This window comes from Ruegeria sp. AD5, assembly GCF_056542345.1.
This window is the reverse complement of the sequence record NZ_JBQFZR010000001.1, coordinates 60,644-72,360: the sequence shown is the minus strand read 5'-3', so window position 1 is coordinate 72,360 and position 11,717 is coordinate 60,644. Positions and strand designations below refer to the sequence as shown.

Below are 11,717 nucleotides of genomic sequence, written 5' to 3'. Positions count from 1 at the left end.
TCCTTAAGCTCGATCCGACGGGTTGCCGGGCATCAGGTCGTAGGGGTGTTTCCAACCGGGCTGTTCGCTAAGGCGCGTCAGCCAGGCATCGATGTTGGGCCAGTCGGCGCGATCAAAGCCAAATGGTTCGGGATAATAGAGGTAGCCGCAGCAGCTGATATCAGCATTGGTCACGCCGTCATCAACGATCCAGTCGCGGCCTTCAAGATGGGCGTTCAGTGTCTGATAAGCAGCCTTGAGGCGACCCTGATTGAACGCGATCACATCCGGGTTGCGGTGCTTTTCGGGCAGGAAGTTAATCAGGAAACGGGTCAGCCCGGCCATCGAGCTAAGCTTGTGATTGTCCCACAGAACCCATCGGAAAATCTCGTAGTTCTGATCACGATCCTTGCCGCCGAATTTGCCGGACTTCTCGGTGACATAGGCCTGGATTGCCCCAGACTGACTGGTGCGAAAATCGCCATCGACCAGTACGGGTGCTTCGCCCATTTCGTTCACTTCGGCCCGGAATTCAGGGGTGCGCGTTGCGCCGTTGAAAAAGTCGACAAAGACCGCTTCCCACTCCAGACCTGACATCTCAAGCGCCAGAGCGGCTTTGTAGCTGTTTCCGCTTTCACCGAAGCAATGCAGTTTGATGGTCATTTGGGCGCCCCTCCCAAGGCATATTGCGCGTTCAGCGCTTTCTTGCGTCCAGTTCGGAGTTGAAGATGCGCAATCTGTGCGTCAGGTTCTCGTGATCAATCACGCTATTGAAATTCTCGAACAGGAACGACAAAGCCTCACCTTCATCCAATCCCGCCTCTCGCGCGAAACCGCGGAGTTTGCGATAGCCATCCTCGGTCATGGCGACGGGAAAGCGGCGGGTCAGGCGAAAGCGTTTTGGCATCTTGTCTCCTCCAAGGGTGGGTTCGGGCTACGACGCCCAAGCCCACACTGAGATCAGAAGTTCGCTGCGTCCAGCGCCATTACCGTGTCCGCTCCGGTTTGGATGCGCGCCAAATGCATGGCTGTCGCGGGCAAGCGACGGGCCATGTAGAAGCGACCGGTATTGATCTTGGTCTCGTAGAACTCTTTGTCCGAGGCGCCACCATCCAGCGCTTCGCGAGCGGCTTTCGCCATCTGAGCCCACATCAGGCCCAGGCAAACATGACCAAACATGTGCATGAAGTCATACGAACCGGACAGCGCGTTGTTAGGGTTCTTCATGCCTTCCTGCATGAAATACATGCCAGCGGCCTGCAGGTCCTTGGACGCGGCCTTCAGCGGTTCGATGAACGCTTTGTCATAAGCTTCATCCTTGCCGGCATTTTCCTTGCAGAAGGTTTTAACCATCTCAAAGAACGCCATGACATGCTTGCCGCCATCCTGCGCCAGCTTCCGGCCAACAAGATCCAACGCCTGAACGCCGTTTGCCCCTTCGTAGATCATCGCGATGCGGGCGTCGCGGGTGTATTGCGACATGCCCCATTCTTCGATGTAGCCATGGCCGCCATAGACCTGCTGCGCCTGAACGGTCATGTCGTAACCTTCATCCGTCAGGAAGCCCTTGATGACCGGTGTCAGCAGCGAGATCAGCCCGTCGGCATCCTTGTCACCCGAGCGGTGCGCCTTGTCGATCATGGTCGCGCCCCACAGGATGAACGCACGTGCGCCCTCGGTGAAGCTTTTCTGATCCATCAGGTTGCGACGGATGTCAGGGTGCACGATCAGCGGATCGGCCGGGCCATCCGGGTTCTTCACACCTGTTACGTCGCGGCCCTGCAGGCGGTCTTTGGCGTATTCGACGGCGTTTTGATACGCTGCCTCGGCCTGAGACAGGCCTTGCATGCCCACACCCAGACGCGCTTCGTTCATCATCGTGAACATGGCGCGCATGCCTTTGTGTTCGTCGCCCAGCAGCCAGCCGGTGGCCTCGTCATAGTTCATGACGCAGGTCGAATTGCCGTGGATGCCCATCTTTTCCTCGATCTTGCCGACCGAAACACCATTACGCTCGCCAGGAGTACCGTCTTCGTTCACGATAAACTTCGGGACAATAAACAGCGACACACCTTTGATGCCCTCGGGTCCGCCTGGAATTTTGGCCAGCACCAGGTGAATGATGTTGTCGGCCATGTCGTGATCGCCCGCCGAGATAAAGATTTTCTGACCGGAAATCTTGTAGCTACCGTCGCCCTGAGGTACCGCCTTGGTGCGCATCAGGCCCAGATCGGTACCGCAATGCGGTTCGGTCAGGTTCATGGTGCCGGTCCATTCGCAGCTGACCATGTTGGGCAGGTACGTGTTCTTTTGCTCATCCGAACCATGCGCGAGGATTGCCGAGGCTGCGCCGTGGGTCAGGCCCTGATACATCACAAACGCCTGGTTCGCGCCCGAGAACATTTCGCCTACCGCAGTACCCATCACATAAGGCATGTTCTGGCCGCCATACTCTTCCGGCATGTCGAGGCCAGTCCAGCCGCCTTCTTTCATCTGCTCGAAGGCATCTTTGAAACCTGTTGGGGTGTACACAATCCCGTTTTCCAACCGGCACCCTTCGATGTCCCCAACCACGTTCAGCGGGTGCAACACATTGGTGGCAACTTTGCCCGCTTCTTCCAGAACCGCACCGGTAAACTCGGCCTCCAGTTCATCATAGCCGGGGATATCCGACTGCGAGACTTTCAGAACATCGTGCAGGATGAACTGCGTATCTTTGGTTGGCGCGTTATAGACGGGCATGTGAAGCTCCCTTAATTCATATGTCCGAAAGGCCGGGCTTATTCGGCGGCCTTCTTTTCCTGTTTCATCGAGGCGATAACCTTTTCGCCCCAGCGCAACTGCTCTTTCAGTTCGTCAATGGCCTGCGTCAGCTCTTCGCGGCGCGATTCCATGTCAGCAAGGCGTTCGCACGCGATTTCATAAGTGCGGGACATCTGGGTCAGCTGCTGGTCACCCACGTGGTACAGGTCCAGAAGCTGGCGGATCTCTTCGAGGCTGAAGCCAAAGCGCTTGCCGCGCAGGATCAGTTTCAGGCGTGCACGATCCCGTTTGGTGAACAAGCGCTTTTGGCCCTCGCGGATCGGAAACAAAAGCTCTTTGGCCTCGTAGAACCGCAATGTGCGGGGCGTGACATCATAGGTCTCGCACATTTCGCGGATGGTCAGCAGATCTTCGGTCATGGTTCAAACTCTCATCACTGGCGTCATGCAATCTGAGTTGCGCAGTCGATGAGCGTTTTACAACACACAAGTGACGTTTACGTAATGCGGACGCTGCGTCACAAAATAGTTGACGTAACATCCAGTCGCGTAAGCAGGGGTTTCGGCAATTTTCTTGCCGTAGGGGAAGGAGCTATTTCAGCAGGCCGACGGTCTGATCGCGCAATTGCTGAAGCGCATCCATTGCTTCATCCAACTGCGCGCGCTGCTGGCGCAGCTCTTCCATTTGACGATCGGCCATCTCGATAAAGGTCGCCATTTGCGCCTGATTGCCCTGATCTTCGTAGATCAGCAGCCACTGGCGAATCTCTTCCAAAGGAAATCCAAACTTTCGACCACGCATGATCAGTTTCATCCGGGCGCATTCACGAGGCCCGTAAAACCGCGACCTGCCTTCACGGTCAGGCTGCAGCAATTCGATGTACTCATAGTAGCGCAGGGTGCGTGGGGTCACGTCGAACTCGGCGCACATTTCTTTGAATGACAAACGGGTGTCGGACATTCCGGGTCTCCTTGGCAGCAACCTAGGGCGTCGCTGCGGCAAGCGCAACAGGTGGGCTTGCCCTTGGTGTAAACGCAGGCCCATAAAGGGGCAGGTACAAGGACAGGACCCAACCCCATGGTCGATAAGACAGTTTTAGCGCGGCAATTCATCGAGGCGATTCCGCACGCCAAGGCCTTGGGGCTTGATCTGACCCACATCGGAGAGGGTGAGGCTGAAATCTCGATGCCCTATAACGAGCAACTGATCGGCGACCCTCGGACTGGCGTGATCCATGGCGGGGCTGTGTCGGCCATGCTGGATACCTGTTGCGGTGCGGCAGTGATGAGCCACCCCTCGGCCCCGGGAGGAACCGCCACCATCGATCTGCGTATTGATTACATGCGGGCCGCAACGCCGGGTCAAAGTATCCGGACCCGCGCGACCTGCTATCACATCACGCGCAACGTGGCTTTTGTGCGGGCTACGGCGACGGATGATGACAGCGACCGTCCCGTTGCCACCGCTTCAGGTGCCTTCACCGTGGAGGGTCGCTAAGATGGCAAGACCTCGCCCAGAACCTATGCAGGTGGTCAAGCAACGCCGTGATGCCGCATTGACCGCGCTGGTCGAAGGTGTGCCGTATATTCGGTTCCTTAATATAACATTCGACCGGCGGGGGGACGAACTGACAGGCGTTCTGAATTTCGATGAGAAGTTGATCGGTAATCCTTTTCTACCCGCTATCCACGGTGGGGTGACAGCGGCGTTTCTGGAAGTCACTGCCGTTATCACGCTGAGTTGGGAACATATGTTTCCCAGGATTGAAAGCGGTGAGATCGGTGCGGAAGACATCTTGACTGACGTGAATATCCGCTTTCCCAAAACCATCGACTTCACGGTCGATTACCTGCGGTCGGGCCTGCCGCGAGACGCCTATGCGCGCGCTTTCATCAACCGCTCGGGTCGACGTTATGCCTCTGTCCGGGTCGAAGCCTGGCAAGACAATCACGCCAAACTCTTTGCGCAAGGTACGGGGCACTTCCTGATGCCGCAATCTCCGACATCGAAAGACTAAGGATGGAGGACGCCTCAGCGCCCATTACCCATCGGCGCGTGTTGAAAATCGCGTTGCCGATCGTGCTGTCGAACGCGACCGTACCGATCCTCGGGGCAGTGGATACCGGCGTTGTCGGTCAGATGGGGCAGGCCGCCCCCATCGGGGCTGTGGGTATGGGCGCGGTGATCTTGTCGGCGATCTACTGGATATTCGGCTTTCTGCGGATGGGCACCACCGGGCTGGCGGCACAGGCGCGTGGTGCAGGTGACACTGCAGAAACCGGAGCGTTGCTCATGCGAGGCTTGCTGCTGGGCGGAACAGCAGGATTGGTCTTCATTGCCGCGCAGGTTTGGGTATTCCTTGGAGCTTTTGCACTGTCGCCCGCCAGCGCCGAAGTCGAGTCTCTGACGCGCGCCTATCTGGAGATTCGCATCTGGGGCGCTCCGGCCACAATTGCCCTTTATGCGGTGACAGGCTGGCTGATCGCAGTCGAACGCACGCGAGGTGTATTCATCCTGCAGATATGGATGAATGGGCTGAATATAGCGCTGGATCTATGGTTTGTGCTTGGCCTGGGCTGGGGTGTCGAGGGCGTTGCCATCGCGACATTGATTGCCGAGTGGACGGGTCTTGCCCTGGGTTTGTGGCTTTGTGGTGATGCGTTTGGCGGCAAGCAGTGGCGGGATTGGCCGCGTATTTTTGATGCCGCACGGCTGCGCCGGATGATGCAGGTGAATGGCGATATCATGGTGCGCTCGGTTCTATTGACCGGGGCTTTCACCACGTTTTTGTTTGTCGGTTCCGATCTGGGCGACGTGAATTTGGCGGCCAATCAGGTGTTATTGCAGTTTCTCGAAATCACCGCGTTCGCTTTGGACGGATTTGCTTTCTCGGCTGAAGCTCTTGTCGGAGGAGCCGTCGGTGCTCGCGACCGCCGGAAGGTCCGGCGCGCGTCGGTTATGGCGTCTCAATGGGGCGTTGGCGGGGCCATCGGGCTTGGGCTGGTGTTTTACCTGGCAGGGCCCGCGCTGATCGATCTGATGTCGACATCGCCTGAAGTTCGTATGACGGCACGCGAGTATCTGCTCTGGGCTGCTCTGGCACCGATCATCGGAGTGGCAAGCTGGATGTTCGACGGTATCTATATCGGCGCCACCTGGACCCGCGATATGCGCAACGCGATGATCCAGTCAGTCGCGCTGTACGTGGTTGCGTTGTTCGTGCTGGTGCCAACGATGGGCAATCATGGGCTTTGGGCCGCGCTGATGGTGTTGAACATCGCACGGGGCCTTACACTTGGTTGGCGCTATCCGCGACTTGAGGCACAGATCGCCTAAAGCAAGTCCAGCAGGTTCTCGGGCGGGCGTCCGATAGCGGCTTTGTCGCCCGCGATGGCCAGCGGACGCTCGATCAGGATCGGGTGGTTGGCCATGGCCTGAACAAGCTCCTCATCGGGCGAGGTCTTGGCCAGACCAAGCTCTTTGAACGTTTTCTCTCCGGTGCGCATCATGCTGATCGCCGGGATATTCAGCTTGGCCAGAACCGTCCGGATTTCATCGGCCGAGGGCGCGTCTTCGAGGTATTTGCGCACCTCAGGATCTGCGCCGTTTTCCTGCAGCAACGCCAATCCAGCGCGGGATTTGGAACAGCGCGGATTGTGCCAATATTCAATCATAGCCAGTCCTCTCGTTTACTGCCCACCGCTTGCGCGACCGAATCGAAGCCGTCGCGCTGCAGCAGCGTGTCCAACCCCTGTGCGATGTCAGCGGCCAGGGAAATCCCGCCATAGACCATCGCCGTGTAGAACTGCACTGCGGACGCTCCGGCGCAGATCTTGGCATAGGCCTGTTCTGCCGTGCTGATGCCACCGACCCCGATCAGCGGGATATCTGCGCCCGTCAACTGGCTGAGCTGCGCCAGCACCCGCGTCGATTTCTCGAATAACGGCGCGCCGGACAGGCCTCCGGCCTGATCCTTGTGCGCACTGCGCAGGCCATCGCGCGACAGCGTGGTGTTGGTGGCGATCACCGCGTCCACGCCGGTTTCACGGGCGACAGCGGCGATATCCTGCAATTCGTGCTCAGTTAGATCCGGGGCGATCTTCAGGAATATCGGGATCGGGCGGGACAGGGCGTTTCGGGTTTCGATCACACCGCTCAGCAACGCGCTCAGCGCCGCTTTGCCCTGCAGGTCCCGCAGCTTTTCGGTATTAGGCGAGGACACGTTGACGGTGGCAAAGTCCAAATGCGCAGCGCAATGGGCAAGCACTTTTGCGAAGTCTCCGGGCCGATCATCACTGTCTTTGTTGGCCCCCAGGTTCAAACCGATCATCGCGTCCTTTGGACGCTGCGCCAGACGCGCGGCCATGACCTCCATTCCCTCGTTGTTGAAGCCAAAGCGGTTGATGGCGGCGCGATCTTCGGTCAGGCGGAACAAGCGCGGCTTAGGATTGCCGGGCTGCGGACGGGGTGTCACCGCCCCGACTTCGATAAACCCGAACCCGGCACGCGAAAGCGGCAACAGTGCTTCACCATTTTTGTCAAACCCTGCGGCCAGTCCGACCGGGTTGGGCAAATCCAGACCCGCGACTCGGGTCTTCAGCCGGTCCGATGTGACCGGCCCAGGCGTCGGTGCAAGCCCCGAGGTCAGGGCCTTGATCGAAAGCCCATGCGCGGTTTCCGGGTCAAGACGGTGCAGCGCAGCGAGCCCAAGTTTTTCGGTCAGTTTCATCCGAAGGAATCTCCACCCTCTGTCGGCGCGCAACGTATCAGGCGCGAGGTTTCAACGGCGGCCTGCCGGTGTATCACCGCGGCGCGATAGGCAGGGTCGGTCACCATCTCAAGAAATGCGTGGGCGGTGGGGTAGCGGGCGATGAACACAGCATCCCAAGCCTCATTTTGTGGACCGATCAGCATAGTCTGAAATGCGCCGCGCCAAAGGATCGACGCTCCTATGCGGGCGACGATAGGCGCGGTTTCAGACCCGTATTTGCCATAGGCCTGTGCGCCGGTCAGATGTGCGCCGGCCAGTGCGTGATCGGACGGATACTGAGCTGTTTCGCGAAACTTCACCAGATTGAGCATCTCGATAGGATGGTCTCGATCGAGGGCCTTAAACGCCTCGAACTGTTCGCGTTCGGGATCGATGAAGCGGGTCATTCCATCTCCTGCGGGAACTGGTGCGCCTGACCGTCAAAGGGCAGATCGCGTGACCAGACCACATCCGACATTTTAATCTGGCGGTAGAGATGGGGGAACAATGCGCCACCACGCGAAACCTCCCATTTCAGATCATCGCCCATTGCTTGGCTATCACAGGCCAAGAGGGTCAGGCCCTCGATCCCGGCAAAGTGCTTGGCAGCGGTTTCAGCGGCCTGTTCTGCGGTTGAGAAATGAACATATCCATCCGAAACATCAATCGGTGCACCATCCGAAGCCCCTTGTGCTTGCAGGTTTGCCCATTCATCGGCGCGGAAGATCTTGTAAATCAGCATGAAGTCCTGATGCCCCGCACGACGGGTAGAATCAAGCCGGATTTCCCCCTTTGACTCTTCGCCACGCAACGCGCACCATCGCGCAAAACAATCATAGGGAGTTTCACGATGTTCACCCGTTTTCTGGCTTCGGCTGCGGTATTGGGGCTAAGCGCCGGTATGGCGGCTGCCGAATACAAGCTTACGATTCTGCATACAAACGATTTCCACTCGCGCTTTGAGCCGATCAACAAGTACGACAGCGCCTGTGGCGACGAAGACAATGCCGAAGGCAAGTGCTTTGGTGGATCGGCGCGCCTTGTGACGGCAGTCGAAGAGGCCCGCGGACGGGCCGATAACTCGATCCTCGTTGATGGGGGCGACCAGTTCCAGGGCTCGCTGTTCTATACCTACTACAAGGGTAAGGTTGCGGCTGAGTTCATGAACAAGCTGGGCTATGACGCCATGACTGTGGGCAACCATGAATTCGACGATGGCCCTGAGGTGCTGCGCGGCTTCATCGACTCGGTCGATTTCCCGGTGCTGATGTCCAACGCCGATTATGCGGATGAGGAACTGCTGACCGACAAGATCAAGAAATCGGCTGTGATCGAAGTGGGCGGCGAAAAGATCGGTCTGATCGGACTGACACCGGAAGACACGCACGATATCGCGTCACCCGGTCCAAACATCACCTTCTCTGATCCAGTTCCTGCCGTTCAGGCTGAGGTCGACAAGCTGACCGGCGAAGGTGTGAACAAGATCATCGTTCTCAGCCACTCAGGCTATGGCGTCGATCAGCGCGTGGCGCAGGAGACCACGGGCGTTGACGTGATCGTGGGTGGGCATTCGAACACATATCTTTCGAACACATCCGACAAGGCCGCCGGGCCGTACCCGACCGTCATAAACGGGGTGCAGATCGTTCAGGCCTATGCCTATGGCAAGTTTCTGGGTGAATTGAATGTGACATTCGATGATGACGGAAATGTTGTATCCGCTGAGGGTGAACCGCTGATCATGGACAATGCGGTGACCGAGGATCAGGCCGCGCTGGACCGCATCGCCGAGCTGGCCGTTCCGCTGGATGAAATTCGCAACAAGGTTGTCGCGGAAGCGTCAGCTTCGATTGAAGGCGACCGTTCCGTTTGTCGCGTGCAGGAATGTGAAATGGGCAATCTTGTTGCGGATGCCATGTTGGCGCGGGTTGCCGATCAGGGCGCCCAGATTGCGATTGCGAACTCGGGTGGGCTGCGCGCCTCGATCGATCCGGGTGAGGTGACCATGGGTGAGGTGCTGACAGTACTGCCGTTCCAGAACACGCTCTCGACCTTCGAGATCAGCGGTCAGGGCGTGATCGATGCGCTTGAAAATGGGGTGAGCCAAGTTGAAGAGGTCAAAGGCCGCTTCCCTCAGGTGGCAGGAATGACATTTACCTGGGATCCATCGGTTGCCCCGAATGAGGGCCGGATTGTTGAGGTCATGGTCGCCAAGGATGGCGGTTTCGAAGCTATCGATCCCGCGGCGACATATCTGGTGGTGACAAACAACTATGTCCGCAATGGCGGCGATGGTTATTCTGTGTTCTCGGGTGATGACAAGAACGCCTATGATTTCGGGCCTGATCTGGCGGATGTTACGGCGGAATATCTGGCCGAGAACGCCCCGTATCAGCCTTATCTGGACGGGCGTATCAAACAGAAGTGATGTGACCGGAGAAGCAAAAAAAAGGCCGTCTCTCGGGGCGGCCTTTTTTTGGTCAATCGAACCTGTATTCGGGCCACAACGCCTGATCCAGCCCATCCAACATCGGCTGAATTTGATCCGCAACCTCTTGCCAGCCACCAATTGACCCGGTTGAGATTTTCTTGCGCACCTGATCGGTGCTGGCGGTGCGGACTTTCCTGGTATTTTTCTCAGGGGTCATCATCCGCTCATCCCAGTCGATACCGCAGAAGGCGGCGACTTGCTGGATACAGGTTTTGGGGTCGACTACCAGGTCCTCATATCGAACCGTTAGAATACGATCACCGAACAGCTTTTCCCAATGAGAAAGATAGCGCCGGTACAGGTTGGCTGAGTGGGCAATCGATTCAAGATTGGATGCATAGCGCATACCCGGTGAGTGAAAACGCCTGATCCATTTTGATAGCCCCACATCCCTTGGATCGCGCAACATGTTGATCACGCGGGCATTCGGGAACGCTGACATTATGAAGCCGAGCCGCTGATAGTTATGTGGCATCTTGTCAACGAATGCAGTCGAACTTTCGGGTAAGGGTGGCATCAGCCTGCGAAACTCTGCTGCACATTCAGCAGCTGCGTCTGCGTCAAATGGTTTGCCGCTCTCTCTGACCTTCTGGGATAATTCACCTGCAATCGTCAGCTCTCCGCAGCCGGCGATATCCGGTGCCGAACTAAGCATCATTTCCATCAGTGTTGTGCCTGATCGTGGCTGTCCGACCACGAATATCGGCTTGGGCCCATCGCTTACGCCTGCAGTCGCAGGGGGTGCATTCAGGGGAAAAAACGTGCTGATTTCTTTGAACCGTTTCTCTTCTTGCGTACTGTCATAGGGATTCACGTTGTGTTGAATGGCATTGGCCCGCGCAAAGTGGGGGAGCGCCGAAAACAGCCCATCACGTTTGGAGATCAAGTGCGCCTTTGCGAATTCAAGCACCGAGTTGGCGTGATCACTTTCTGAAATTGCGGTGTCGACAGCACGCGCAAGGCTCTCGGCATGGTCATTGTCCACCATTAGAGACATTTGGTAGAGTGCCGCCGCGCAAAACTTGTTTCTCTCGAGTACAGCGCGCAAAATGGTTTTTGAGCCCTCTTTGTCGCCCGTTTGATACAAGTCTACGGCTTTCGACAATGCGATTTTTTCATTTTCAGGTGCGATCCCATAAGCGCGGGCAATGTCCTGAGAGCTGTGATCGGAGAACCCGACCTCTCCGTAGGCGCGGGCCCGCAACCAAAGCAAATCTGCATTGTTAGGGTCTTTTTCCAGTTTGTTCGTCGTATGGTCGATGATCAGGCGCCAATTCTGTCCCTTGAGCTGAATTTCATCAATGACGCGGACCAGTTCTTTGTTATTCGGGAAGCGTTCAAGTTTCTGCTCGGCATAAGACAGCGCACGCGGAATTTGACCTGTCTGCATTAACGCGTTGGCGAGGTTTTCGACAAATTGAGCATCGTCCGGTTTCATTCGCGATGCTTCAGCGAAGTGTGGAATGGACTGCTTGTACCGCTTCATCTCGGTCAGGACAAAGCCTGCGATTGCTTGGTAATCGGCATCCTTGGGGTGTTTCTTGATGCCAAGCTGCGCTTTTTTCAAGGCCTGCGGCAACTTCCCTGTCTCCAGATCGGCCAATGCTTTGCTCTTGAGGGAATTTGCGGTCTGCTGTGCCATTTGTGCGCACGTCCCATGCCAATAAGAAACCAGTATCGATGGTTCATTACCCAAGCGAAGATGGTTTGCAATGGCTGTTCCGTATTATGGTC

General features: G+C 57.2%; 14 protein-coding genes. 4 read left to right on the top strand and 10 right to left on the bottom strand.

Annotation, left to right across the window (positions count from 1 at the left end):
* Positions 1–3: 3 nt before the first annotated feature.
* The 5 genes from ACR0JG_RS00365 to ACR0JG_RS00345 form a co-directional block, all read right to left on the bottom strand.
* Entirely contained in the window at positions 4–642 is a 639-nt protein-coding gene (locus ACR0JG_RS00365; protein WP_480567171.1) for a glutathione S-transferase family protein, read from the bottom strand.
* Between the two features lie 31 nt (positions 643–673).
* Complete coding sequence (locus ACR0JG_RS00360; RefSeq protein WP_170391916.1) at positions 674–886, bottom strand: hypothetical protein; 213 nt, start codon at positions 884–886, stop codon at positions 674–676.
* Positions 887–939: 53 nt separating this feature from the next.
* Positions 940–2,721, bottom strand: a complete 1,782-nt coding sequence (locus tag ACR0JG_RS00355) for an acyl-CoA dehydrogenase C-terminal domain-containing protein (protein ID WP_480567169.1) — start codon at positions 2,719–2,721, stop codon at positions 940–942.
* A gap of 38 nt (positions 2,722–2,759) precedes the next feature.
* Positions 2,760–3,161 (bottom strand): MerR family transcriptional regulator, encoded by a 402-nt coding sequence (locus ACR0JG_RS00350; protein WP_039536426.1) that lies wholly within the window; start codon positions 3,159–3,161, stop codon positions 2,760–2,762.
* Positions 3,162–3,333: 172 nt separating this feature from the next.
* Positions 3,334–3,702, bottom strand: a complete 369-nt coding sequence (locus ACR0JG_RS00345) for a MerR family transcriptional regulator (RefSeq protein WP_170391912.1) — start codon at positions 3,700–3,702, stop codon at positions 3,334–3,336.
* A 117-nt stretch (positions 3,703–3,819) separates the two neighbouring features.
* On the opposite strand from ACR0JG_RS00345, the gene ACR0JG_RS00340 reads away from it, so the two are divergent.
* Genes ACR0JG_RS00340 through ACR0JG_RS00330 form a run of 3 tightly spaced genes read left to right on the top strand, consistent with a single transcriptional unit; the run spans position 3,820 to position 6,078 of the window.
* Entirely contained in the window at positions 3,820–4,239 is a 420-nt protein-coding gene (locus ACR0JG_RS00340; protein ID WP_010438901.1) for a PaaI family thioesterase, read from the top strand.
* 1 nt (position 4,240) lies between these two features.
* Positions 4,241–4,759: a PaaI family thioesterase gene (locus ACR0JG_RS00335; RefSeq protein WP_170391910.1), complete on the top strand. Its 519-nt coding sequence runs from the start codon at positions 4,241–4,243 to the stop codon at positions 4,757–4,759.
* Positions 4,760–4,761: 2 nt separating this feature from the next.
* Positions 4,762–6,078, top strand: coding sequence for an MATE family efflux transporter (locus ACR0JG_RS00330; protein ID WP_170391909.1), 1,317 nt, complete (start codon positions 4,762–4,764; stop codon positions 6,076–6,078).
* Here ACR0JG_RS00330 and arsC read toward each other — a convergent pair.
* From arsC to ACR0JG_RS00310, 4 genes are read right to left on the bottom strand one after another with little or no spacing between them, the layout of a single operon-like run.
* Positions 6,075–6,416, bottom strand: coding sequence for an arsenate reductase (glutaredoxin) (arsC, locus tag ACR0JG_RS00325; protein WP_170609363.1), 342 nt, complete (start codon positions 6,414–6,416; stop codon positions 6,075–6,077). The two genes, ACR0JG_RS00330 and arsC, sit on opposite strands and share 4 nt — an antisense overlap.
* Positions 6,413–7,471 (bottom strand): quinone-dependent dihydroorotate dehydrogenase, encoded by a 1,059-nt coding sequence (locus ACR0JG_RS00320; protein ID WP_480567168.1) that lies wholly within the window; start codon positions 7,469–7,471, stop codon positions 6,413–6,415. Before ACR0JG_RS00320 ends, arsC begins: the two co-directional genes overlap by 4 nt.
* Positions 7,468–7,899 carry a DUF1330 domain-containing protein gene (locus ACR0JG_RS00315; RefSeq protein ID WP_170420906.1) on the bottom strand — a complete coding sequence of 144 codons (432 nt, stop codon included), beginning with the start codon at positions 7,897–7,899 and terminating at the stop codon, positions 7,468–7,470. The genes ACR0JG_RS00320 and ACR0JG_RS00315 overlap by 4 nt, the downstream gene beginning before the upstream one ends.
* Positions 7,896–8,234, bottom strand: a complete 339-nt coding sequence (locus tag ACR0JG_RS00310) for a DUF952 domain-containing protein (protein ID WP_170401286.1) — start codon at positions 8,232–8,234, stop codon at positions 7,896–7,898. The genes ACR0JG_RS00315 and ACR0JG_RS00310 overlap by 4 nt, the downstream gene beginning before the upstream one ends.
* 108 nt (positions 8,235–8,342) lie before the next feature.
* Between ACR0JG_RS00310 and ACR0JG_RS00305 the strand changes: the two genes are divergently transcribed.
* Positions 8,343–9,920: a bifunctional metallophosphatase/5'-nucleotidase gene (locus ACR0JG_RS00305; RefSeq protein ID WP_480567167.1), complete on the top strand. Its 1,578-nt coding sequence runs from the start codon at positions 8,343–8,345 to the stop codon at positions 9,918–9,920.
* Between the two features lie 52 nt (positions 9,921–9,972).
* On the opposite strand, the gene ACR0JG_RS00300 is transcribed toward ACR0JG_RS00305, so the two are convergent.
* Positions 9,973–11,625, bottom strand: a complete 1,653-nt coding sequence (locus ACR0JG_RS00300) for a tetratricopeptide repeat-containing sulfotransferase family protein (RefSeq protein ID WP_480567166.1) — start codon at positions 11,623–11,625, stop codon at positions 9,973–9,975.
* Between the last annotated feature and the right edge of the window lie 92 nt (positions 11,626–11,717).